The sequence below is a fragment of the Streptomyces luomodiensis genome, from assembly GCF_031679605.1.
Lineage (GTDB): Bacteria > Actinomycetota > Actinomycetes > Streptomycetales > Streptomycetaceae > Streptomyces > Streptomyces luomodiensis.
The window spans coordinates 5,535,515-5,557,192 of record NZ_CP117522.1 but is presented as its reverse complement, the minus strand read 5'-3'; the positions used below and the strand labels follow the sequence as shown (position 1 = coordinate 5,557,192).

The window sequence follows — 21,678 nt, the reverse complement described above, 5'->3', positions numbered from 1 at the left end:
GTAACGGCGTGCCGGTCGCGCCGGGCACTGGACAGTTGCAGTCTATGGGGGGCGCGTTCCGGCACTCGCGAAGGGCCGCCCCCGCCGCCTTACGGCGCGCATGGCCGCCTTACGGCAGCCACGGCCGCCTTACGGCTTGTACGCCCGGTGCAGGGCCACCACTCCGCTCGTGAGGTCGCGCCAGGCCGGCCGCTCCCAGCCGGCCGATCGCAGCCGGGCGGCGAGGCGGGGCTGGTCGGGCCAGGTGCGGATGGACTCGGCGAGGTAGACGTACGCGTCCGGGTTGCTGCTGACCGACCTCGCGATCGGCGGCAGCGCGCGCATCAGGTACTCGGTGTAGACCGTGCGGAACGGCTCCCATGTCGGGTGGCTGAACTCGCAGATGACGAGCCGTCCGCCGGGCCGGGTCACCCGCAGCATCTCGCGCAGCGCCCCTTCGGTGTCCTGGACGTTGCGCAGCCCGAAGGAGATCGTGACGGCGTCGAAGACCCCGTCCGCGAAGGGCAGCCGGGTCGCGTCGCCCGCCGTCAGCGGCAGCCGCGGGTGGCGCTTCTTGCCCTCCCGGAGCATCCCGAGCGAGAAGTCGCACGGCACCACGTAGGCGCCCGCCGTCCGGAAGGGCAGCGAGGACGTTCCCGTACCGGCGGCGAGGTCGAGCACCCGCTCACCGGCGCGCGCGTCCACGGCGCGGGCGACCGCCTTGCGCCACAGCCGGGCCTGCCCGAGCGACAGCACATCATTGGTGAGGTCGTATTTGGCCGCCACGCCGTCGAACATGGCGGCGACTTCACGCGGCTGCTTGTCCAGGGATGCTCGGCTCACGCCCCCATTGTTCACCTCGTGCGCCCCGCGCCCCCGCCTGGGGCCCGCCCGGGTTCAGCGGCGCCGGTGCACCAGCCGCCCCGCCACCACCGTGGCCAGGCAGGCGCCGTCCGCGTCGAAGACGGCCAGATCCGCGCGGCCCGCCGGGGCGAGGACGGGCGGCCGCGGCCGGTCCAGGACGGCGATACCGCCCCGGTGGGCGGCCGCGCGCAGCTCGGGGTCGCCGAGGTGCCGCGCGAGGACGGCGGTCGCCCCCTGCCGCAGCAGGGCGTGGATCCGCTCCCGCGGGCTGGGCGCATCCGGCACCGGGCCCTCGTGGACCAGGGCCGGGCCGAGCTCCCCGGGCCACTCCCGCACCCGGGCCCGCGGATAGGCGCGTCGCAGCTCGTCCAGGGGGCCGATGGCCGCGACGCGGTCTCCGTCGACCGCGACGGCCGCGTCGTGCAGCGGCGCCGCGTCATCGGTGGTGGTCCGGACGACGGGCGCCGAGTGGAGCGTGAGCATCAGGACGCCTGGATCACCGTCAGCTCGGGGTGGGCGGTGCCACCGTCGATCGCGGTCGAGGACAGATGCGAGACGACATGGTCGTCGACCGGGTCGTTCGCCGGGTCGTCGTGCACCACCAGGTGTTCGTACGTCGTCGCGCGCTGGGCGGGGACCCGGCCGGCCGCGCGGATGAGATGGAGCAGCTCCATCCGGTTGGAGCGGTGGCGGGCGCCCGCCGAGGAGACCACGTTCTCCTCCAGCATCACCGAGCCGAGGTCGTCCGCCCCGTAGTGCAGCGCCAGCTGGCCGGCCTCCTTGCCGACGGTCAGCCAGGAACCCTGGATATGGGCGACGTTGTCGAGGAAGAGCCGGGCGATGGCGATCATCCGCAGGTACTCGAAGACGGTCGCCTGCGTGCGGCCCTTCAGATGGTTGTTCTCGGGCTGGTAGGTGTACGGGATGAAGGCGCGGAAGCCGCCGGTGCGATCCTGCACGTCCCGGATCATGCGGAGGTGCTCGATCCGCTCGGCGTTGGTCTCGCCGGTGCCCATCAGCATGGTGGTGGTGGACTCCACGCCCAGGTTGTGGGCGGTCTCCATGATCTCCAGCCAGCGCTCACCGGACTCCTTCAGCGGTGCGATGGCCTTGCGCGGCCGCTCCGGCAGCAGTTCGGCGCCGGCGCCCGCGAAGGAGTCCAGCCCGGCCGCGTGGATCCGGCGGATGGCCTCCTCGACCGAGACGCCCGAGATCCGCGACATGTGCTCGACCTCGGACGCCCCCAGCGAGTGGATCACCAGCTGCGGGAACGCCGCCTTGATGGCCGAGAAGTGCTTCTCGTAGTACTCCACGCCGTAGTCCGGGTGGTGGCCGCCCTGGAACATGATCTGGGTGCCGCCCAGCTCGACGGTCTCCGCGCAGCGCCGCAGGATGTCGTCGAGATCGCGGGTCCAGCCCTTGTCGGTGTCCTTGGGCGCGGCGTAGAAGGCGCAGAACTTGCAGGCCGTCACGCAGACGTTGGTGTAGTTGATGTTCCGCTCGATGATGTACGTCGCGATGTGCTCGGTGCCCGCGTAGCGACGGCGCCGGACCGCGTCGGCCGCGGCCCCCAGGGCGTGCAGCGGAGCCGAGCGGTAAAGGTCGAGCGCCTCTTGCGGGGTGATGCGGCCCCCCTCGGCGGCGCGGTCGAGGACTGCCTGCACCTCTGCGTTTGCGGACACCGGGGCGTACCTTTCGGAGGTTTATGGGTGGACCGACCCAGCGTACGCCAGCTCCTGTACGCCTGTACGAGTACGTGTCCCGCGCGTCCGAGCCCCCGCCTCCGCGCTCATTTGAGCTTGCGAAGGGTGCCCGTGGGGTCACCCGCCTGCTTGTCCTTCGCCTTGTAGCTGAGCGTGTCGTCGGAGGTGAGGGTGAACTGCTCGTCGGTCGAGGCGTCGCTGCACCCCTGCTGGGGCTCGGAGCCCTTGAGGCGCGCGTCCAGGTGGAGTTGTTTCGGTGTCGCCGAGACCAGCTTCCAGGTGCTGTCGCAGCGCAGCACCGACAGCTTGACCCGGCCGCTGGCGACGTCCTGCCCCGTGCGGCCCTGCCGGAAGGTGATCGTCAGGGTGCCCACGGGGATACCCGAGTCGGAGGTCAGATCGCCCTGCCAGGTGCCGAGGAACGCCTTGGGCACGGCGCCGCTCCCGGAACCGGTGTCGGTGTCGCCGTCCCCCGGCGCCTTTCCCGTGGCGGACGGGCGGGTCCGGCCGGCGCTCTGGTCGTCATGGCCGCCGTCGTCGCCGGGCAGCACGCTGAAGAGCACGGCGGCGGTCGTCGCGACGGCCAGCGCGCCCGCGACGGACAGCACGAGTGTGCAGCTCAGCGCCTTGGGTCGGTTCTTACCGCCGACGGCGGCGGAGAGCGCGACCCTGCGGCCGCCCGGTTTCGACGACGGCGGTGCGGGGAGCGGAGGTCTGCCCGGCTGGTCGTTCGCGGGCAGTCCGTTCCCGTACGACGGCTCGGACGGCAGCCCGTTCCCGTACGACGGGTCGGACCGCGGTCCGTTCCCGTACGACGGCTCGGGCGGGCGCCCGTTCGCGTACGACGGATCGGGCGGGCCGAAGGCGCCCAGCAGGGGCGGGGCGGGGGTGGGCGGCGGGGTCGGGGCGACCTCGGCGGACGGCTCGGCGTCGTCCGCCGGAGCCACGGTCTCCGCCTCCAGGTCGAGCAGCTCCACCACCTGCCGGCCCACCCGCTCGACCAGCGCCCCCGGCAGCCAGCCCGGCCGGGCGAGCGCCGAGGCGCCGTCCGCCGGGGAGAGGCGCCGCACGATCTGCTCGGGGGTGGGGCGGTCGGCCGGGCTCTTGGCGAGGCACGCGGCCACCAGATCGCGCAGCTCCCCGGTCAGCTCAGGGCCGAACCGGGGCTCGTCGTGCACCACCTTGTAGAGCAGCGCGGCCGAGCTGTCCCCCGGGAACGGCGGCTCACCGGTCGCCGCGTACGCCAGCACCGCGCCGAGGGAGAAGACATCGGCGGGGCCGCCAACGTTCTCGCCCAGGATCTGCTCGGGCGCCATATAGCCGGGCGAGCCGATGGAGGCACCGGTCGAGGTCAGCGACACGGTGCCCTCGGTGGCGCGCGCGATACCGAAGTCGATCAGACGCGGACCGTCGAGCGCGAGCAGCACATTGGAGGGTTTGACGTCGCGGTGGACCAGGCCGAGGGCGTGCACCGCGGCCAGCGCCTCCGCGAGCCCCGCGCCCAGGGCCCGCACCGACGACTCGGGCAGCGGGCCCTCGTCGGCCACGGCCTGGCTGAGCGGGGGGCCCGCCACATAGCCGGTGGCCACCCACGGAACGCGTGCCTCCGGGTCGGCGTCGAGCACTGGTGCGGTGAAGGCGCCGCCGACCCGGCGCGCGGCGTCGACCTCGCGCCGGAAGCGGGCGCGGAACTCCTCGTCCAGCGCGAAATGGGCGTGCACGACCTTGACCGCGACCGTGCGCCCGCCCGCGCTGCGTCCCACGAAGACCCGGCCCATACCGCCCGAACCGAGCCGTCCCAGCAGCCGGTACGCGCCGATGACCTGCGGGTCGTCCGCTCCCAGCGGATCCATCGCGTTTGCCTCCCCCTCCGTGAGCCGGTCCAGCTTAGGCGGTGTACCCGCCGTCCACTGAAGGCCCATGTGAAGGTCCATGGTCTCCGGGAGGGTGCAGGCCCATGGTCTCCGGGAGGTCAGGTCAGCAGCTCGACCCGGACGTCCGCCGGGTAGCCGGTCGTCGGCCCCGTAAGGCGGGCGAACTCGGTGATGCCCTTCAGCTGCGCCTCGCCGAGGCTGAAGTCGAGGGTGGTGAAGTAGCGCTCCAGCACCGACGCCTCGAGCCGCTCCCAGCGCGCCGCCTGCTCGGCGACCTTGCCGACCTCCTCGAGGGAGAGGTTCCGCGAGGACAGGAACGCCTGGTGCACCGCGTGGACGATCTCCGGCTCCCGCTCCAGATAGTCGCGGCGGGCCGCCCACACCGCGAAGACGAAGGGGAGTCCCGTCCACTCCTTCCACATCTGCCCCAGGTCGTGGACCTGGAGGCCCAGCTCGGGCGCATCGTGCAGATTGGCCCGCAGCGCGGCGTCGCCGATCAGCACCGCCGCCTCGGCCTCCTGCATCATCAGGCTGAGGTCGGGCGGGCAGGTGTAGTAGTCGGGAGTGATCCCGTACCGCTCGGCGAGCAGCAGCTCGGCCAGGCGTACGGAGGTGCGCGAGGAGGAGCCGAGTGCGACGCGCGCCCCGTCCAGCCGTTCCAGCGGCTGCTGCGAGACGATCACACAGGACATCACGGGTCCGTCGCAGCCCACCGCGATGTCGGGCAGCGCGACGAGATCGTCGGCACTGCGCAGATACTCCACGAGGCTGATCGGGCCGATGTCGAGATCACCACGGACCAGCAGGTCGCTGAGCTCGTCGGGAGATGCCTTGGTGAGCTCGAAATCCAGGAGCGATCCGGTCCTGGCGAGGCCCCAGTACAAGGGCATGCAATTGAGGTACTGGATGTGGCCCACCTTCGGTCGGCTGAGCCGATGACCCACAGGAGGGCTGATGCTTTCGGGGGCGTCCTGTGTACTCCGTGAGGGGGAACTCGGTGAATTGTCCACGTCTCGGAGGCTAGCCCCGCCGACGCCGGGGAATGGCGGCGGGGTGGTCCGTTAGCCTTGTCTTCACTGGTCACCAGGCGCACGACCTGCGGCCTTATCCACCTCAAGAGCCAGGGAAACCCCTCGTTTTCGTGATCTTCGGCTCTTTCCCCGCGCACACGCAGCGTGCTAGGCTCGCCGCAAGTTGCAGTTTGGTTTCCTTGCAGTACAGAGCCTGCGGAGCATGTAACCGCAGGCTTTTGTAGTTTTCAGACTTCTTGCAGGTTCTGGAGCAGGGCAACCCTTTGGCCCAAGGAGGGCTTATGGCTACCGGAACCGTCAAGTGGTTCAACGCCGAGAAGGGCTTCGGCTTCATCGCCCAGGACGGCGGCGGCCCCGATGTCTTCGTTCACTACTCCGCGATCAACGCGAGCGGCTTCCGTTCTCTTGAGGAGAACCAGGCCGTGACCTTCGACGTCACCCAGGGCCCGAAGGGCCCGCAGGCGGAGAACGTCAGCGCCGTCTGATCCAGCAGCACCACCCAAGGAGCCCTGCTCCCCGCTCGCCGGGAAGCGGGGCTCCTGCCTTTTCGCGCCCGCGGCGTGGAGGACGACAAGGCGCTCACGCACCGTACGCGTTCGGCGACGCACCGCTGACATATGCACCCGATCGGGCTACCGTCGTCCGAGGGGCGAGCGGTAACGGCCCGTCAATCCGCTCCCCCTTCCAGCGGAACCACCGGGAAGAGCCGTATGCGCATCCACACCACCGTGCTCGCCGCCCTCGCCGCCCTCGCCGTCCTGGCCCTGACCCCTGCCCCGCCCGCCGCCCGGGCCACCGGAGCCGACGCCGGCGGCAGACCGGGCGACGTCGTCAGCTCGGCCCCCACCGCCTTCCGCACCCAGCCCGGTGTGGCGACCGCGACCAAGGCCTGGCGCATCGCCTACCGCTCGACCACCGCCACCGGCCGCCCCGACGTCGTCTCCGGCACGGTCATCGTCCCCGACGACCGCCGACAGGGCCCCCGGCCGCTCGTCACCTGGGGCATCGGCGCCGTCGGCCTCGCCGACGGCTGCGCGGTGTCCGGCCGGTTCCCGCAGGGCACCGTGCGCGAGGCCCAGCTGATCCACCTCGCACTGCGCCGCGGCTGGGCCGTCGCCGTCACCGACTACGAGGGCCTGGGCACCCCGGGCGACCACACGTATACGGTCGGCCGGTCCGCGGGCCATGCCGTCCTGGACGCGGCCCGCGCCGCCCAGCGCCTCCCCGGGGCCGGGCTCTCGCCCGACGCGCCCGTGGGCGTCGTGGGCTACTCACAGGGCGGCCAGGCGGCCGGCTGGGCCGCCGAGCTGCACGCCTCGTACGCCCCCGAGCTGCGGCTGAAGGGCACGGTCGCCGGAGGCGTGCCCGCCGATCTGCCCACCACGCTCGCCCACAACGACGGCGGGGCCGGCGCCGGGCTCGCCCTTATGGCGCTCGCCGGACAGGACGCGGCCTTCCCCGAGCTGCGGCTCGACTCGTACCTCAACGACCGGGGCCGCGGCCATGTGGACTTCATGAAGCGGAACTGCGTCCCCCTCAGCACCGTCGCCCGGCTCTTCCGGCACAGGTCCGAGGTGACCGTAAGGGACCCGCTGGCCGGCCCGGCCTGGCAACTCGCGCTGCGCGAGTCCTCTCTGGGCACCCGTTCCCCCGACCGCCCCGTCCACCTCTACCAGGGCGTGGCGGACGAACTGATCCCGTACCAGGTCGGCGCGGCGCTGCGGGACCGATGGTGCGCCCTGGGCGCACCGGTGGAGTGGCGGCACTATCCGCTCGACCATGTCGACACGGCGCTGGCCGGGATACCGATCGCCCTGGACTGGCTGGCCGCCCGGCTGGCGGACGAGCCGACGCGGGGCACCTGCGCCTGACGCCGCGCCCACCCCGCCGGACCGCGCGTCAGCCGATCCTTTCGGGCGTCCACTCCTGCCCGCGCAGGAGGTTGCCCAGCCCGGCCCACGCGAAGTTCATCAAGGTGGCCGCGGCCTCCTTGGCCGAGGGACCGCCCGCTCTCCTGTCCCCCGCCCAGTCCGCGAGCGACTCGGCCGCGCCCACCAGGGCGTGTGCGAGCCCGGCCACCTCGGTGCCCGCGAGTGTCCCAGGGCGCGCCGCCCCGCGTGCGTGCTCCCGCGCCGCCGCCCCGATCAGCTGCGTCACGAACGCCACGATCTCCGCCCGCATCGCGGCCACTTCCCGCGCGTAAGGCTGCCCCTGGGTACGCGCCTGGAGGTGCAACAGCGTCCATCCGTCGGGATGTTCGGCCGTATGCGCGAAGAAGCCGCTCAGCCCGCTCCACAACTGCCGGTCGGCGGACGCGTCCCGCTCCACGGCGGCCCGCACTGCGGTCACCAGTGCCGCGGCCTCGCGCCGTATGCAGGCCGTGAACAGCTCTTCCTTGGAGTTGAGATAGAGGTAGACCAGCGGTTTGGAGACCCCGGCCAGCTCGGCGATCTCGTCCATCGAGGCGTTCTGGTAGCCGCTGCGCGCGAAGGCCCGCACCCCCGCGTCCAGCATCTGCTGCTCCCGCACCGCCCGTGGTACGCGCTTGCTCCTCGTCGCCCCGCCCACGCAGGCCGCCCCCTTCGATCGTGCCCCCGCACACATATCGCGGGTAAGCCTACGTGGGTCCGCCGTCAGCGCCCTTGCCACCGCCGCCCGTCGACATCAAAGTTTCAACTGACCACGCACCGTGCCCCGTTCAGCTCCGCAACGCAGCGCCGCGAAGGAGAACGAACGATGCCGAACCGCCGCCGAGCCGTCACCGCGCTGACCGCGCTGGCCGCCGTACCGCTCCTCCCCGCCCCCGCGGAAGCCCGTTCCCCGGAAGCCCTCGCCGGACGCCGGACGGCCGACCGCGCGCGCCTGCTCGCCGCGGACCGCGTCAGCGAACGCGTCCTGGACCTGACCATCGACTCCCCCGCCCTGGGCCGCGAGGGCCATGCCCGCGTCCTCCTCCCCACCGGCTACGACCGCAGCCCCCACCGCCGCTGGCCCGTCCTCTATCTCCTGCACGGCTGCTGCGACCCGGGCCCCGGCTGGGAGGCATGGACCCTCAACACCGATGTCGAGGGCATCACCGCCGACGTCCCGGCCCTGATCGTCTCCCCCGAGGGCGGCCCGGTCGGCTTCTACTCGAACTGGTGGAACGGCGGCCACTACGGCCCGCCCGCCTGGGAGACCTTCCACCTGGCCGAGCTGCGCCCCCTCCTGGAGCGCGCCTTACGGTCCAACGGCCGCCGCGCGATCGCCGGTCTGTCCATGGGCGGCTTCGGCGCCCTCTGCTACGCCGCCCGCCATCCCCGCCTCTTCCGCGCGGCGGCCTCCTTCAGCGGCGTCATCCACACCACCTCGGACCCCAGCGGCGTTCAGGACATCCTTACCGGCTACGGCGCCGACCCGGCGGGCCTGTGGGGAGACCCCGCCGCCCAGTCCGCGCTCTGGGACGCCCACAACCCGTACGCCCTCATCCCCCGGCTCCCCCGCGGCTACCCGCTCTACCTCGCCTGCGGCAACGGCGCCCCGGGCCCCCTCGACCCGCCGGACCGTCCCGAGGACGGCCTGGAGCGCGGCCTCGGCGAGATGGCCCGCGCTTACCTGCGCCGCGCCCGCGGCCACGGCCTGGCCGTCACCGCCCACCTCTACGGCCCCGGCACCCACACCTGGCCCTACTGGGAACGCGAACTCACCCGCGCCCTCCCCCTCCTCACCGCCCCGCTCACCTGACGCGCCGGGGTTTGCTACGGTCGGGAACACCCGACGAGACGCGCCGTACCGGGACCCGCAAAGACGACGCACCCCGTAACGAGAGACTTCACGGAGGTGCCGTCATGGCATGGGTCCTGCTGCTCACGGCCGGGCTGTTCGAGATCTGCTGGTCGATCGGCATGAAGCTGAGCGACGGCTTCACCCGGCTGTGGCCCAGCGTGATCACCGTCGCCGGTCTGATCGTGAGCATGGGGCTGCTGAGCGTGGCCGTGCGGAGCCTGCCCATCGGCACGGCCTACGGCGTCTGGGTCGGCATCGGCGCGGTCGGCACCGCGCTGCTGGGCATGGTCCTCTTCCACGAACCGGTCACCCCGGCCCGGGTCTTCTTCCTGCTCCTGCTGGTGGTGGCCATCGTGGGCCTGGAGGCCACGGCAGGCGAGTGAACGGCGGTGCCCCCGGACCTCGAGGGGTCCGGGGGCACCGTCGGCCGGTAGGCGCGTTACGCGGCGGCCAGTCGGGGCTCCGGCTCGTCGCTGTCGTCCAGCGGGGACGCGCTGGCGTGGGCGTAGGCGTCGCGGTCGAGGATCTTCTCGCGGGCCGAGACGATCACCGGGATCAGCGACTGCCCGGCCACGTTGGTGGCGGTCCGCATCATGTCCAGGACCGGGTCGATGGCCATCAGCAGGCCGACGCCCTCCAGGGGGAGGCCCAGGGTGGAGAGGGTCAGGGTCAGCATGACTGTGGCACCCGTAAGGCCGGCGGTGGCGGCGGAGCCGATCACGGAGACGAAGGCGATCAGGAGGTAGTCGCCGACACCGAGGTGGACGTCGAAGATCTGGGCGATGAAGATCGCGGCGATCGCCGGGTAGATCGAGGCGCAGCCGTCCATCTTCGTCGTCGAGCCGAAGGGCACCGCGAAGGAGGCGTACTCCTTGGGGACGCCGAGGCGCTCGGTGACCTTCTGGGTCAGCGGCATGGTGCCGACCGAGGAGCGGGAGACGAAGGCGAGCTGGATGGCGGGCCAGGCGCCCTTGAAGAAGCTCAGGGGGTTGACCTTGGCGACCGTCGCGAGGAGCAGCGGGTAGACGCCGAACATCACCAGCGCGCAGCCGATGTAGATGTCGGCGGTGAAGGTCGCGTACTTGCCGATCAGGTTCCAGCCGTAGTCGGCGATGGCGGTGCCGATCAGGCCGAGGGTGCCCAGCGGGGCGAGGCGGATGACCCACCACAGGGCCTTCTGGAGCAGTTCGAGCACCGACTGGCTCAGGGTGAGGATGGGCTGGGCCTTCTCGCCGAGCTGGAGGGCGGCCACGCCCGCGACGGCGGCGATGAAGACGATCTGGAGGACGTTCAGCTCGGTGAACGGCGTGATGACGTCGGTCGGCACGATGCCGGTGAGGAAGTCCAGCCAGGAGCCCGCGTGGTCGGGCTTGGCACCGTCCTTGGGGGTCAGGTCGGTGCCGGCGCCGGGGTTGGTGACCAGGCCGATCGCGAGGCCGATGGCCACGGCTATGAGCGAGGTGGCCATGAACCACAGCAGGGTGCGGGTCGCCAGCCGGGCGGCGTTGTTGACGTTCCGCAGATTGGTGATCGAGATCAGGATCGCGAAGAACACCAGCGGGGCGACGGCGAGCTTCAGCAGCTGGACGAAGATCGATCCGATCTTGTCGAGCGTGGTGACCAGCCAGCCGACATCACCGCTGCGGGCGATCCAGCCGAGCACCACGCCGAGGACGAGCCCCAGCAGGATCTGGGCCCAGAACGGCACCTTGGGCAGGCGGAAGGACGACGGCCCCTGGGGGGCCGCCTTGAGGGCGGACGACAACGGACACACTCCGGGGGAGGTAGGAGAGCGGGGAGAGAGCCAGGAGTCCGTACGGGATCTCCGGCCGCTGCACATTGAGGTGGGTCAGCGGCGGCGACAGGCCGCGGACCGGCAGCGGCAAAGATCGATGTGCAGGCGCGCCACGAGCGGAACGCTCGCGGAGATGAGGGGCGCGGCTGCTGTCTTCATGACAAGTACGTTAACACTGCCGCTTTGGGGAACCCAAAGGGTTTCTTTGACTTCTGAGGGACGGAAACGCATCAACGCCCCTTCTGCCAGCGGAAGCTGACACAAGGGGCGCCGCGCGGTGTGCCGGGGGTGTGAGGAGCGTTACAGCCCCGCGCCGGTCAGACGCCGTCCTCCTGGCTCTGGTTCGCGGCCAGCCGCTCCTTGGCGCGGTCCACCTTCTCGGCGACCTGGACGGCCATGGCCTCCCGTGGCTTGCGCAGCATGACCCAGCTGAGCGGCGCGGAGACGACCAGCGCGAGCAGCGCCACCCAGAAGAGGTTGGAGTCGCCGAGGCCGGAGGGCAGCACCCGGAAGTAGACCAGGGCCCAGATGGCCAGGAAGGAGCCGACGAAGATGCCCAGGCGCATGAGGGTGTAGCGGAACGCGGCGCTCGGCGTGAAGGACACGAGTCGTCCTCTCTCTGCTGGGGCTTCTGCTGGGGCTTCCGCTGGGAAAACCTGTCCTCCCAGTGAACCACGCCCGGTTTTCGATCAATTCAGCGGCAGCCACATGGTGACGTCGTCCCGGAAGTCGTCGTCCGCGACCCTGATCGCCTCGGGCACCCGCCCGACCTCCTTGTAGCCGCACGCCTCGTAGAAGCGGTTTGCCCCGGTGCCGCCGCGGCAGGTGAGCCGGATGCCCTGGATGCCGTCCATACCGCGGGCGGCGCCCTCGGCGGCGGCCATAAGGGCGCGGCCCTGCCCCTTGCCCTGGTGGGAGGGGTGCACCATCACGGTGTAGAGCCAGCACCAGTGGCGCATCAGCCGGTGGGTGTTGAAGGTGAAGAAGGCGGTGGCGGCCACCGCGCCGCCCTGGTCGCGGCCGATGAGCAGGCGGCTGCGGCCCTCCGCCATCGCGGCGAGGTGCTTGAGCAGATCGGGCCGTACGTCGTCCTTGACCACGGGCGGCAGGAAGCCGACGGCGCCCCCCGCGTTCGAGACGTCGGCCCACAGGGCGCAGATGGAGTCGAGCAGCTCAGGGGTGGTCTCGGGGTCGAGTTCGAAGCGCAGGGACATGCGGCCGACGATACCTACGGGCGGTCGGCGCCCTCGCCGCGCGAACCCCTTACGGGGCGGTGGCCGGCTAGCCGAGCACCTCCGCCGCGACCCTCAGGTCCGCCACCAGGCCCCCGTAGACCGCCTCCCGGTCATCGGCCCGCAGCACCGCCGACGGGTGGATCGTGGGGACGACCAGCCCACCGCGCGCCGGTCCCGACGCGTCGCTCTCCAGCCGCGTCCCGCGCTGCTTGGTCACCCGGAACGACGGGCCCAGCAGCGCCTTCCCCGCCGTGGCGCCGAGCGCCACGATCACCTCGGGCTCGATCAATTCCACCTCGGCCTCGAGCCACGGCCCGCAGGCGGAGATCTCGCGCAGGCTCGGCGGCTTGTGGATGCGCCGCTTGCCGCGTTCGGGGACGTGGGTGAACTTGAAGTGTTTGACGGCGTTGGTGATGTATGTCTCGTCCGGGTCGATCCCGGCCTCGTCCAGGGCCCGGTCGAGGACCTTGCCCGCCGGGCCCACGAAGGGCTTGCCCTGCCGGTCCTCCTGGTCGCCCGGCTGCTCGCCGACGAGCAGGACCCGGGCGGCCGGGTCTCCGGCGCCGAAGACCGTGCGGGTGGCGGCGCGGTGCAGCGGGCAGCCGTGGCATCCGGCCGCCGCCTCCCGGAGCGCGCCCAGGTCGGCGCCCTCCGGGACGAAGGGGGCGGCGGTGTACGCGTCCTCGGGGCTCTTCGTACCGGCCATGGGCCCCGGGTGCCCCGCTCGGCGGCCGTCAGACATCGGGCCGCCGGGCGGCGGGCGGGACGGGCCATACCCACAGCGGGCGGGCCACACCCGCGGCGGGCGAGACGGGTCAGACCCGCAGCGGGCGGGACGGACCACACCCGCGGCGGGCGGGACGGGTCAGACCCGCATCGGCTGCGGGGCCTCGCGCCGGGCCGGGTCCGGACCCTGGTACTCGCGGATGATCTCGTAGCGGGTGTTCCGCTCCACCGGCCGGAAGCCGGCGTCCTGGATCAGCTCGAGCAGATCGTCACGGGTGAGCTTGTTGGGCGTCCCGTAGTTGTCGGCGTCGTGGGTGATCTTGTACTCGACGACCGAGCCGTCCATGTCGTCCGCGCCGTGGTTGAGCGCGAGCTGTGCGGTCCGCACGCCGTGCATCACCCAGAAGACCTTCACATGCGGCACGTTGTCGAACAGCAGCCGCGAGACCGCGAAGGTCTTCAGCGCCTCCGCGCCGGTGGCCATGGTGGTGCGGGCCTGGAGCCGGTTGCGGATCTTGCCGTCCTTCATGTCCACGAAGTCGTGCTGGTAGCGCAGCGGGATGAAGACCTGGAAGCCGCCGGTCTCGTCCTGGAGCTCACGCAGCCGCAGCACGTGGTCCACCCGGTGGCGGGGCTCCTCGATATGTCCGTAGAGCATCGTGCACGGGGTCTTGAGGCCCTTCTCGTGCGCGAGCCGGTGGATGCGCGACCAGTCCTCCCAGTGGGTCTCGTGGTCGACGATGTGCTGCCGGACCTCCCAGTCGAAGATCTCGGCGCCGCCGCCGGTGAGCGACTCCAGCCCGGCGTCGATCAGCTCGTCGAGGATCTCGGAGGCGGACAGTCCGGAGATCTTCTCGAAGTGGTGGATCTCGGTGGCGGTGAAGGCCTTCAGCGAGACCTGCGGAAGGGCCTCCTTGAGCGCCCTGAGCGACCGCGGGTAGTAGCGCCAGGGGAGGGTGGGGTGCAGGCCGTTGACGATGTGGAGCTCGGTGAGGTTCTCGTTCTCCATCGCCTTGGCGAGGCGGACGGCCTCCTCGATGCGCATCGTGTACGCGTCCTTCTCGCCGGGCTTGCGCTGGAAGGAGCAGTACGCGCAGGACGCGGTGCACACGTTCGTCATGTTGAGGTGACGGTTGACGTTGAAGTGCACGACGTCGCCGTTCTTACGGGTGCGCACCTCGTGGGCGAGACCGCCGAGCCAGGCCAGGTCGTCGGACTCGTAGAGGGCGATGCCGTCCTCCCGGGAGAGCCGCTCACCCGCGCGGACCTTCTCTTCCAACTCCCGTTTGAAACCCGCGTCGTGTGTGGTCGCCGTCACGCGGTCACCTCCCATACGTCTGCTGATGTCAGCCTTCGCCGAGACTACGCCTCGATGTCCTCGGGAAGTTCGCCGACCCGGTTCTCCCACTTGGTGGAGAGCACGATCGTGCTGCGGGTGCGGGAGACGCCCTTGGTGCCGGAGAGCCGGCGGATGGTCCGCTCCAGACCGTCCACGTCGGAGGCGCGCACCTTGAGCATGTAGGAGTCGTCGCCCGCGATGAACCAGCAGTCCTCGATCTCGGCGAGCGCACGCAGCCGCTGGGCCACGTCCTCGTGGTCGGTGGCGTCCGAGAGCTGAATGCCGATCAGGGCGGTGACCCCGAGTCCGAGCGAGGCGGCGTCGACGGTCGCGCGATAGCCGGTGATCACTCCGGCGGCCTCCAGGCGGTTGATCCGGTCCGTGACGCTGGGCCCGGAGAGGCCGACCAGCCTGCCGAGTTCCGCGTACGAGGCCCGGCCGTTCTCCCGCAGGGCCTGGATGAGCTGCCTGTCCACCGCGTCCATAAGCACGTACGCCTTCCATTATTCAGAGTTTGAGCGATATTACATGTAGAATCTAAGGCATCAGGGCCACAAGCCCTGTAAATCTTTTAGGCGATCGACCTGTATCCCTCAGGAGATGAGACTCACCGTGTACACGATCGAGGGTCTTGAGGCCCGCATGCTCGAGCTGCGGGACCTGGCCAACCGCTCGCGTGCAGCCCGTACCACCGACCGGCCCGCCTCCCGTGCGGCCCGCCGCGCGGCCGTCGTCGCGGCCCGCGCCGCACGCACCAGGCGGCGCTGGACCCGCTAGGGCGACAGACCCTAGGCCGTTCCCCGACCCCGGTCCCCACCGAGTTCCCCCTCCCACCGGCGGTACAGCTTGTGCGGCACCCCTGCCGCGTCCAGCGCCCGCCCCGCGACGAAGTCCACCAGATCCTGGATGTGCGTCGCCCCCGCGTAGAACGCCGGCGAGGCGGGCAGCACCACCGCGCCCGCCTCGTCCAGCGTCACCAGAGCCTTCAGCGTCTGTCCGTTCAGCGGCGTCTCACGCACCGCCACCACGAGCGTGCGCCGCTCCTTGAGCGTGACGCTCGCGGCCCGCTGGAGCAGATCCTTCGACAGCCCGAGCGCCACCCCGGCCACACACGCGGTGCTCGCCGGGACGATCAGCATCCCCTTGGTCGGGTACGAACCGGAGGACGGCCCGGCCGCCAGGTCCCCGGCCGCCCAGTGGCGCACATCGGCGACCGCCGAGGGCACCTCGAAGGCGTCCGGCGTGCCGTCCGCACCGCGCGCCAGCCAGCGACGCAGATCCTCGCGCCAGTGGGCGTCCCGGAACGCGATCCCCGTCTCGTCCAGCAGCGTCAGCCGTGACGCCCGGCTGACCACCAGGTCGACGGCCTCCCCCGCCGCCAGCAGCGCGCGCAGCACCGAGGCGGCATACGGCGTCCCGGACGCACCGGACACACCGACCACCCAGGGACGGCGCCGGCTCACTTCTTCGTGCGGCCCATACGGCTCATGCGGTCCGTAAGGCTCGTGCGGCGGCTCCACACCACCGAGCCTATCCGGCGGGTCTCACAGGCCGAGGCCCCGCACCACGAGGTCGAGCAGCGCACAGCAGAAGAGGGCGATCCCGATGAAGCCGTTGACCGTGAAGAAGGCACGGTTCAGCCGGGACAGATCGCCCGGCCGCACGATCGTGTGCTCGTACGCGAACGCCGCCGCGACGATCACCAGCCCCACCCAGAAGAACGCCCCGGCGTCGGTGGCCAGCGCGTACCAGACCAGCAGGGCCGTGGTGACCACATGGCAGACCCGCGCCCCGTACAGCGCGCCCGCGATGCCGAAGCGGGCCGGCACCGACCGCACCCCGTGCGCCCGGTCGGCCGCCACGTCCTGGCAGGCGTAGATCAGGTCGAAGCCGCCGATCCAGATGCCGATCGCGAGCCCGAGGATCACCGCGTCCCACGACCACTCGCCGGTGACCCCGATCCAGGCGCCGACCGGGCCGATGGCCTGGGCCAGGCCCAGGATGGCGTGCGGAAAGTCGGTGAACCGCTTGCCGTACGGATAGACCACCATGGGCACCACCGCGACCGGCGCCAGCACCAGACACAGCGGCCCCAGCAGCCCCGCCGCGCCCAGGAAGACGGCGAGCGCGATGAGCGCGCCGGTCCACGCGGTGCGCACCGACATCGCGCCGGTGACCAGCTCACGGCCGGCGGTGCGCGGATTGCGGGCGTCGATCTCGCGGTCGATGATCCGGTTGCAGGCCATCGCGAAGGTGCGCAGGCCCACCATGGCGATCGTGATCAGCAACAGCCGCGTCCAGTGCACGGTGCCGTCCCACAGCTGCATCGCGGTCAGCGCCGCGGTGTAGGCGAAGGGCAGCGCGAAGACCGAGTGCTCGATCATCACCAGCCGCAGAAAGGCGCGGACCCGTCCGGGCCGCGCCGGTTCGGGGCCGAAGAGATCGGAGGTCGCGGAATCGGCGCTCACAGCCCGTACTCCTTCCATCGCTTTGTCACCCGATCGGCGGTATCCGGGTCGGACATCACCATGCGTGGCCATCCGCCGTCGCGCGTATAGCCCTCCTCGGGCCATTTCGCGGTGGCGTCGATACCCGCCTTGCCGCCCCAGAACTGCTGGTACGAGGCGTGGTCGAGGTGGTCGACGGGGCCTTCGACCACGGTCAGGTCGCGGGCGTAGTCGGTGTTCCCGAGGGCGCGCCAGGAGACCTCGTGCAGATCGTGCACATCGCAGTCGGCGTCGACCACGACGATCAGCTTGGTGAGCGACATCATGTGGGCGCCCCAGATGGCGTGCATCACCTTCTGCGCGTGCTTCGGGTACTTCTTGTCGATCGAGACGATCGCACAGTTGTGGAATCCGCCGGACTCGGGGAGGTGGTAGTCCACGATGTCCGGGATGATGATCTTGAGCAGCGGGAGGAAGAACCGCTCGGTCGCCCTCGCCAGCGGTCCGTCCTCGGTCGGCGGACGGCCCACCACGATCGACTGGAGCAGGGGCCGCCGCCGCATGGTCACACAGTCGATGGTGAGCGCCGGGAACGGCTCCTGGGGCGTGTAGAAGCCCGTGTGGTCGCCGAACGGCCCCTCCGGCAGCATCTCGCCCGGCTCCAGCCAGCCCTCGATGACGACCTCGGCGGCCGCCGGGACCTGGAGCGGCACCGTCTTGCAGTCGACCATCTCCACCCGCCGGCCCTGCACGAACCCCGCGAAGAGGTACTCGTCGATGTCGCCGGGCAGCGGCGCGGTCGCGGCGTAGGTCACGGCGGGCGGCGCGCCGAAGGCGATCGCCACCGGCAGCTTCTCCCCGCGCCGGGCGGCCACTTGGTAGTGGTTGCGGCTGTCCTTGTGGATCTGCCAGTGCATGCCGATGGTGCGGCGGTCGTGGCGCTGGAGGCGGTAGAGGCCGAGGTTGCGCACCCCGGTCTCGGGGTGCTTGGTGTGGGTGAGGCCGAGGTTGAAGAACGACCCGCCGTCCTCGGGCCAGGTGAACAGCGCCGGAAGCTCGTCCAGATCGACGTCCTCGCCGGTGCGCACCACCTCCTGGACAGGCGCCTCCTTCACCTTCTTCGGCGGTACGTGGGCCACCGAGCCGAGCTTCCCGAACGCCTCACGCATTCCGCCGAACCCCTGCGGCAGCTCGGGTTTGACCAGTCCGCCGATCTTCTCGGCGATCTCGTCGTAGGAGCTGAGCCCAAGGGCCTTGAGGAGGCGTCGGTCGGTGCCGAAGACGTTCATGGCCAGCGGCATCGCCGAGCCCTTGACGTTCTCGAAGAGCAGCGCGGGGCCGCCCGCCTTGTTGACCCTGTCGACGATCTCCCCGACCTCCAGATAGGGATCGACTTCGGCCTTGACCCGCTTGAGGTCGCCTTCCCTGTCGAGCGCCCGCAGAAAGGAACGAAGATCGTCATAAGCCATACGCCCCAGTATCCGGTACGCACTACCCTGGTCCCGTAACTGGGGCCCGAGCCACCGGCCCGAACACCACACGCAGGGGGATCGCCTCATGCTCCGGGTGCTGATGATCCTGGTGCCGCTGGCACTGAGCATCTACGCGTTCATCGACTGCATCACCACCGACGAGCAGGACATCCGCTATATCCCCAAGCCTCTCTGGGCGATCCTCGTCCTGCTGTTCCCCGTCGTGGGCTCCATCTCCTGGCTGATCGTGGGCCGTGACCGTGCCCTCCCCGGAGGCGGTGGCCTGCGCGGGGCCGGGGGCGGGGGCGGCTGGGTCGCACCGGACGACAACCCCGAGTTCCTGAAGTCCCTGAATGACAAGGGCCGTAAGGGCGACGGGAGCGGGACGGCCGACGAGGAGCCCGGCTCGGGTTCCGGTTCGGGGCCCGGCTCCGGCCCCGAGGACACCCCGCCGCCGGCCGCGTCCTGAGGACGGGTCGGACGAGCGGCACCTGTCCGCGTCATCCGTAACGCCGAGCGGCCGGTTCCTGTGACCATGGCACAGGAACCGGCCGCTCGGCGTGCGGTATGGGACTTCGGCGTCGTCACACCCCGGCGTAGGAGTGCTTGCCGGTGATGAAGATGTTGACGCCGTAGTAGTTGAACAGGTAGCAGCCGAAGGCGAACAGCGCCAGGTAGGCGGCCTTGCGGCCCTTCCAGCCTGCGGTGGCGCGGGCGTGCAGGTAGCAGGCGTAGGCGACCCAGGTGATGAAGGACCAGACCTCCTTGGGGTCCCAGCCCCAGTAGCGGCCCCAGGCCGCCTCGGCCCAGATCGCGCCCGCGATGATCGTGAAGGTCCACAGCGGGAAGATCGTGGCGTTGATGCGGTACGCGAACTTGTCCAGCGACGCCGCCGACGGCACCCGCGCCAGCACGGACTTGGCGAACCGGCCGTACTGCTTGCCCTCCGGGTTCTCCAGCTGCGCCTCGTAGCGGTCCCGGAAGAGGTAGAGCAGCGTGGAGACGGCCCCGATGTAGAGCGCCGCACCGGAGATGATCGCGCAGCTGACGTGGATCCACAGCCAGTACGAGTGCAGGGCCGGAACCAACTGGTCGCTCGCGGTGTACAAGACAGAGACGGCGAGACCGAGGTCGAGGAGGACCGTGGTGACGAGGGGCAGCCCGATCCAGCGCACATTCTTCTTCAGCACCAGCAGGACGAGGTACGCGGCCACCGCGACCATGGCGAAGGTCGTGGAGAACTCGTACATGTTGCCCCACGGGGCCCGCCGCACCGACAGCGCGCGGAAGAGGACGCCCACGGCATGAAAGAGGAAGGCCAGTACGGTCAGGCCCACCGCGATCCGGCCGTACACATCGCCCTGTTCGGTGCCGCCCGCGGCACCCGGCCCGTCCGGGATGTCACGGCTGCCGGCCGCCGAGCGGGTGACGATCTTCGGGCGCTCCAGTACGGCGGTGGCGCCGCCCTGCCCGCCGACCCGCACGGCCACCTTGGCGCGCTGGGCGGCCTCGGCGTCGGCGGTGATCGCGGCCGCGGTGCGGCCGACGGCGCTGCGGCTGCCGAACACCCACTCGGCGATATGCGCGAGGAAGGCGAGGGTGTAGACCGCCATCGCCGAGTAGATCAGCACGTTGCTGTAATGAGCCAGGTTCTCGTTGACTTCGGCGGCGAGTTTCACGCGCGCGCTCCTTCGGCAGGATCTGCGGGATCTGCGGTAGCGGATGCGGATTCCGGGTCAGGGTCCGCTTCCGGGGCCGGGGGTGCGTCCGTCTGCAGACGGACGGCCAGGTCGGCGAGTTCTTCGGGGAGCTTGGCGTACTCGCTGCGGCCGAGCCCCGCCATCTCGACGACGGTGGTGCCGTCGGCACCCGTCACCGCGCGCACCCACACCCGGCGGCGCTGGATGAACAGGGAGCCGGCCAGACCCACCAGGGCGGCCACGGCGCCGATGAGGGCCCCCTGGTCACCCGGCTTGTGCGAGATCTGGAAGCTGGCCCACTCCTTGACGCCGTCGAACGTCAGCGTGCCGGCGCCGTTCGGCAGCTTCATGGTGTCGCCGACCGCGAGCGCCCGAGCGAACTTGGTCTTGCCGTCGGACTCCATGAACTGCTTCATCCGCGACTTGTCCAGCTGGTACACGCTCTGCGGCGTACCGCCGTCGACGCCGAGGCTGCCGTGGTAGGCGGTCAGAACCAGCGTCGGGTTGTCCAGCGCCGGGAAGACGGAGAACATGCCCTGGCTGCGCACCCAGGTCGGCAGGAACTGCCCCTGGAAGCCGATCTGATCCTTCTTGCCGTTCTTGTCCCGGTAGTCCGGGACCTTGATGACCATGCTCTCGGTGAGGTTGGCCCCGTCGATCGGCAGCCCCACCACCGGGCCCTTGTGCACCACGGTGCCCTTGCCGTCCCGGATGGTGACGACCGGCGAGTAGCCGTGGTTCAGGAGGTAGACCTTGTAGCCCGAGATCTCCAGCGGCTCGTTCACCTTGACGGAGGTCTTGCGGGCGGCACCGTCCGCACCGTCCCAGTAGGTGATGTCGGCACGGAAGGTGCGCGGGGTGCGCATCTGCGGACCGCTGCGTTCATAGGTCGCGGTGAAGCGGTCCAGCTGGAAGCCGAAGGGGGGAAGATCGTCGCTGTTGAACAGCTGCCCGGTCTTGATGTCGTCGTACTGGGTGAGGCTGTTGGAGAAGCCCCCGCCCTCGGTGATCAGGCTGGTGCCCTCGGTCTTCCACAGCTGGCCGGCGGCGAAGGACACCAGCAGCACGATCAGCGCGATGTGGAAGAGCAGATTGCCCACCTCGCGCAGATAGCCCTTCTCCGCGGCCACCGCGTCGCCCGAGGCGTGGACGCGGAAGCGGCGCCCCTTCATGATCTTCCGGGCGGCATCGAGCACCTGCTCCGGCTCGGCCTCGCTGCGCCAGGTGGTGTACGCGGGAAGCCGGGTGAGCCGGCGCGGCGCGGCCGGCGGGCGGCCGCGCAGCTGGCCGATGAACTGCCAGGTGCGCGGCACGATGCAGCCGATGAGGGAGATGAACAGCAGCAGATAGATCGCCGAGAACCACACCGAGCTGTAGACGTGGAACAGCTGGAGCTTCTCGTAGATCGGCGTGAGCGTGGGGTGCCGGTCCTGGAAGTCCTGCACCTTGAGCTGGTCGATGCTGGTCTGCGGGATCAGGGAGCCGGGGATCGTGGCGAGGGAGAGCAGCAGGAGCAGCAGCAGCGCGACCCGCATCGAGGTCAGCTGCCGCCAGAACCACCGGGCCCAGCCGAGCGGCCCCAGCGAGGGGACGTTGATCTCCTCGGCCGGGGCGGTGGACAGCTGCGACCCCGCGGCGCCGAGCTCGCGCTCATCGGCGGTCACGCCGCCCTCGGGCGCGGTGCCGCCCTCGGGCGCCGTACCGGCCTCCTCGCCGGCCGCGGTGTCGGTATCGGTGGTGGACATCGA

General features: G+C 70.9%; 23 protein-coding genes and 1 riboswitch. Of the genes, 6 read left to right on the top strand and 17 right to left on the bottom strand.

The features are described from left to right. Window positions 1–129: 129 nt before the first annotated feature. From PS467_RS23460 to PS467_RS23440, 5 genes are all read right to left on the bottom strand, one after another. The gene (locus PS467_RS23460) at window positions 130–822 is read right to left on the bottom strand and encodes a demethylmenaquinone methyltransferase (RefSeq protein ID WP_311036901.1); all 693 of its coding nucleotides are present in this window, start codon (window positions 820–822) and stop codon (window positions 130–132) included. A gap of 54 nt (window positions 823–876) precedes the next feature. Further along, entirely contained in the window at window positions 877–1,326 is a 450-nt protein-coding gene (locus PS467_RS23455; RefSeq protein WP_311036900.1) for an imidazolonepropionase-like domain-containing protein, read from the bottom strand. Beyond that, complete coding sequence (mqnC, locus tag PS467_RS23450) at window positions 1,326–2,525, bottom strand: cyclic dehypoxanthinyl futalosine synthase (RefSeq protein WP_311036899.1); 1,200 nt, start codon at window positions 2,523–2,525, stop codon at window positions 1,326–1,328. The genes PS467_RS23455 and mqnC overlap by 1 nt, the downstream gene beginning before the upstream one ends. Window positions 2,526–2,632: 107 nt before the next feature. Beyond that, a complete protein-coding gene (locus PS467_RS23445) occupies window positions 2,633–4,399 on the bottom strand; it encodes a serine/threonine-protein kinase (protein WP_311036898.1) in 1,767 nt (588 codons plus the stop codon). 119 nt (window positions 4,400–4,518) lie between these two features. Next, complete coding sequence (locus PS467_RS23440; RefSeq protein WP_432280754.1) at window positions 4,519–5,376, bottom strand: menaquinone biosynthetic enzyme MqnA/MqnD family protein; 858 nt, start codon at window positions 5,374–5,376, stop codon at window positions 4,519–4,521. A gap of 356 nt (window positions 5,377–5,732) precedes the next feature. Here PS467_RS23440 and PS467_RS23435 point away from each other — a divergent pair, with 356 nt between their 5' ends. Together PS467_RS23435 and PS467_RS23430 are read left to right on the top strand one after the other, a co-directional pair. Further along, entirely contained in the window at window positions 5,733–5,936 is a 204-nt protein-coding gene (locus tag PS467_RS23435; protein ID WP_009715975.1) for a cold-shock protein, read from the top strand. 225 nt (window positions 5,937–6,161) lie between these two features. Beyond that, a complete protein-coding gene (locus PS467_RS23430; protein ID WP_311036897.1) occupies window positions 6,162–7,322 on the top strand; it encodes a lipase family protein in 1,161 nt (386 codons plus the stop codon). 28 nt (window positions 7,323–7,350) lie between these two features. Here PS467_RS23430 and PS467_RS23425 read toward each other — a convergent pair whose 3' ends face one another. Continuing rightward, window positions 7,351–8,055, bottom strand: coding sequence for a TetR/AcrR family transcriptional regulator (locus tag PS467_RS23425; RefSeq protein WP_311036896.1), 705 nt, complete (start codon window positions 8,053–8,055; stop codon window positions 7,351–7,353). A gap of 132 nt (window positions 8,056–8,187) precedes the next feature. Here PS467_RS23425 and PS467_RS23420 point away from each other — a divergent pair, with 132 nt between their 5' ends. Further along, window positions 8,188–9,174 carry an alpha/beta hydrolase gene (locus PS467_RS23420; RefSeq protein ID WP_311036895.1) on the top strand — a complete coding sequence of 329 codons (987 nt, stop codon included), beginning with the start codon at window positions 8,188–8,190 and terminating at the stop codon, window positions 9,172–9,174. 8 nt (window positions 9,175–9,182) lie between these two features. After that, window positions 9,183–9,247: riboswitch (guanidine-III (ykkC-III) riboswitch) on the top strand. 31 nt (window positions 9,248–9,278) lie between these two features. After that, window positions 9,279–9,599 (top strand): DMT family transporter, encoded by a 321-nt coding sequence (locus tag PS467_RS23415; RefSeq protein ID WP_311036894.1) that lies wholly within the window; start codon window positions 9,279–9,281, stop codon window positions 9,597–9,599. A gap of 56 nt (window positions 9,600–9,655) precedes the next feature. Here PS467_RS23415 and PS467_RS23410 read toward each other — a convergent pair whose 3' ends face one another. The 6 genes from PS467_RS23410 to PS467_RS23385 all read right to left on the bottom strand — a co-directional run bounded on the left by PS467_RS23410 (window position 9,656) and on the right by PS467_RS23385 (window position 14,796). After that, window positions 9,656–10,981: a dicarboxylate/amino acid:cation symporter gene (locus PS467_RS23410; RefSeq protein WP_311036893.1), complete on the bottom strand. Its 1,326-nt coding sequence runs from the start codon at window positions 10,979–10,981 to the stop codon at window positions 9,656–9,658. Between the two features lie 347 nt (window positions 10,982–11,328). Further along, the gene (locus tag PS467_RS23405; RefSeq protein ID WP_268973625.1) at window positions 11,329–11,616 is read right to left on the bottom strand and encodes a DUF4229 domain-containing protein; all 288 of its coding nucleotides are present in this window, start codon (window positions 11,614–11,616) and stop codon (window positions 11,329–11,331) included. A gap of 84 nt (window positions 11,617–11,700) precedes the next feature. Beyond that, window positions 11,701–12,225, bottom strand: coding sequence for a GNAT family N-acetyltransferase (locus tag PS467_RS23400; RefSeq protein WP_311036892.1), 525 nt, complete (start codon window positions 12,223–12,225; stop codon window positions 11,701–11,703). Window positions 12,226–12,292: 67 nt separating this feature from the next. After that, complete coding sequence (locus tag PS467_RS23395) at window positions 12,293–12,952, bottom strand: UdgX family uracil-DNA binding protein (protein WP_268973623.1); 660 nt, start codon at window positions 12,950–12,952, stop codon at window positions 12,293–12,295. 159 nt (window positions 12,953–13,111) lie between these two features. Beyond that, window positions 13,112–14,305 (bottom strand): aminofutalosine synthase MqnE, encoded by a 1,194-nt coding sequence (gene mqnE, locus PS467_RS23390; RefSeq protein ID WP_268973622.1) that lies wholly within the window; start codon window positions 14,303–14,305, stop codon window positions 13,112–13,114. Window positions 14,306–14,334: 29 nt separating this feature from the next. Continuing rightward, complete coding sequence (locus PS467_RS23385; protein ID WP_311039939.1) at window positions 14,335–14,796, bottom strand: Lrp/AsnC family transcriptional regulator; 462 nt, start codon at window positions 14,794–14,796, stop codon at window positions 14,335–14,337. Window positions 14,797–14,911: 115 nt separating this feature from the next. On the opposite strand from PS467_RS23385, the gene PS467_RS23380 reads away from it, so the two are divergent. Beyond that, a complete protein-coding gene (locus PS467_RS23380) occupies window positions 14,912–15,088 on the top strand; it encodes a hypothetical protein (protein WP_311036891.1) in 177 nt (58 codons plus the stop codon). Between the two features lie 11 nt (window positions 15,089–15,099). On the opposite strand, the gene PS467_RS23375 is transcribed toward PS467_RS23380, so the two are convergent. The 3 genes from PS467_RS23375 to PS467_RS23365 form a co-directional block, all read right to left on the bottom strand. Beyond that, complete coding sequence (locus PS467_RS23375) at window positions 15,100–15,774, bottom strand: UbiX family flavin prenyltransferase (protein WP_268977073.1); 675 nt, start codon at window positions 15,772–15,774, stop codon at window positions 15,100–15,102. 81 nt (window positions 15,775–15,855) lie between these two features. Beyond that, entirely contained in the window at window positions 15,856–16,779 is a 924-nt protein-coding gene (gene mqnP, locus PS467_RS23370; RefSeq protein ID WP_311036890.1) for a menaquinone biosynthesis prenyltransferase MqnP, read from the bottom strand. After that, window positions 16,776–18,227: a menaquinone biosynthesis decarboxylase gene (locus tag PS467_RS23365; protein WP_268973618.1), complete on the bottom strand. Its 1,452-nt coding sequence runs from the start codon at window positions 18,225–18,227 to the stop codon at window positions 16,776–16,778. Before PS467_RS23365 ends, mqnP begins: the two co-directional genes overlap by 4 nt. An 88-nt stretch (window positions 18,228–18,315) precedes the next feature. Between PS467_RS23365 and PS467_RS23360 the strand changes: the two genes are divergently transcribed. Continuing rightward, window positions 18,316–18,699, top strand: a complete 384-nt coding sequence (locus PS467_RS23360) for a PLD nuclease N-terminal domain-containing protein (protein WP_311036889.1) — start codon at window positions 18,316–18,318, stop codon at window positions 18,697–18,699. Between the two features lie 115 nt (window positions 18,700–18,814). On the opposite strand, the gene ccsB is transcribed toward PS467_RS23360, so the two are convergent. After that, entirely contained in the window at window positions 18,815–19,909 is a 1,095-nt protein-coding gene (gene ccsB, locus PS467_RS23355) for a c-type cytochrome biogenesis protein CcsB (RefSeq protein WP_311036888.1), read from the bottom strand. Continuing rightward, the gene (gene resB / locus PS467_RS23350) at window positions 19,906–21,675 is read right to left on the bottom strand and encodes a cytochrome c biogenesis protein ResB (RefSeq protein WP_311036887.1); all 1,770 of its coding nucleotides are present in this window, start codon (window positions 21,673–21,675) and stop codon (window positions 19,906–19,908) included. The genes ccsB and resB overlap by 4 nt, the downstream gene beginning before the upstream one ends. Window positions 21,676–21,678 lie beyond the last annotated feature (3 nt).

Excerpts from the sequence above, each read along its gene's own strand:
- PS467_RS23455 (WP_311036900.1), bottom strand. The coding sequence starts at position 1,326 with ATGCTCACGCTCCACTCGGCGCCCGTCGTCCGGACCACCACCGATGAC.
- PS467_RS23445 (WP_311036898.1), bottom strand. The coding sequence starts at position 4,399 with ATGGATCCGCTGGGAGCGGACGACCCGCAGGTCATCGGCGCGTACCGG.
- PS467_RS23435 (WP_009715975.1), top strand. The coding sequence starts at position 5,733 with ATGGCTACCGGAACCGTCAAGTGGTTCAACGCCGAGAAGGGCTTCGGC.
- PS467_RS23430 (WP_311036897.1), top strand. The coding sequence starts at position 6,162 with ATGCGCATCCACACCACCGTGCTCGCCGCCCTCGCCGCCCTCGCCGTC.
- PS467_RS23425 (WP_311036896.1), bottom strand. The coding sequence starts at position 8,055 with ATGTGTGCGGGGGCACGATCGAAGGGGGCGGCCTGCGTGGGCGGGGCG.
- PS467_RS23420 (WP_311036895.1), top strand. The coding sequence starts at position 8,188 with ATGCCGAACCGCCGCCGAGCCGTCACCGCGCTGACCGCGCTGGCCGCC.
- PS467_RS23415 (WP_311036894.1), top strand. The coding sequence starts at position 9,279 with ATGGCATGGGTCCTGCTGCTCACGGCCGGGCTGTTCGAGATCTGCTGG.
- PS467_RS23400 (WP_311036892.1), bottom strand. The coding sequence starts at position 12,225 with ATGTCCCTGCGCTTCGAACTCGACCCCGAGACCACCCCTGAGCTGCTC.
- PS467_RS23395 (WP_268973623.1), bottom strand. The coding sequence starts at position 12,952 with ATGGCCGGTACGAAGAGCCCCGAGGACGCGTACACCGCCGCCCCCTTC.
- mqnE (WP_268973622.1), bottom strand. The coding sequence starts at position 14,305 with ATGGGAGGTGACCGCGTGACGGCGACCACACACGACGCGGGTTTCAAA.
- PS467_RS23385 (WP_311039939.1), bottom strand. The coding sequence starts at position 14,796 with ATGGACGCGGTGGACAGGCAGCTCATCCAGGCCCTGCGGGAGAACGGC.
- PS467_RS23380 (WP_311036891.1), top strand. The coding sequence starts at position 14,912 with ATGAGACTCACCGTGTACACGATCGAGGGTCTTGAGGCCCGCATGCTC.
- PS467_RS23365 (WP_268973618.1), bottom strand. The coding sequence starts at position 18,227 with ATGGCTTATGACGATCTTCGTTCCTTTCTGCGGGCGCTCGACAGGGAA.
- PS467_RS23360 (WP_311036889.1), top strand. The coding sequence starts at position 18,316 with ATGCTCCGGGTGCTGATGATCCTGGTGCCGCTGGCACTGAGCATCTAC.
- resB (WP_311036887.1), bottom strand. The coding sequence starts at position 21,675 with ATGTCCACCACCGATACCGACACCGCGGCCGGCGAGGAGGCCGGTACG.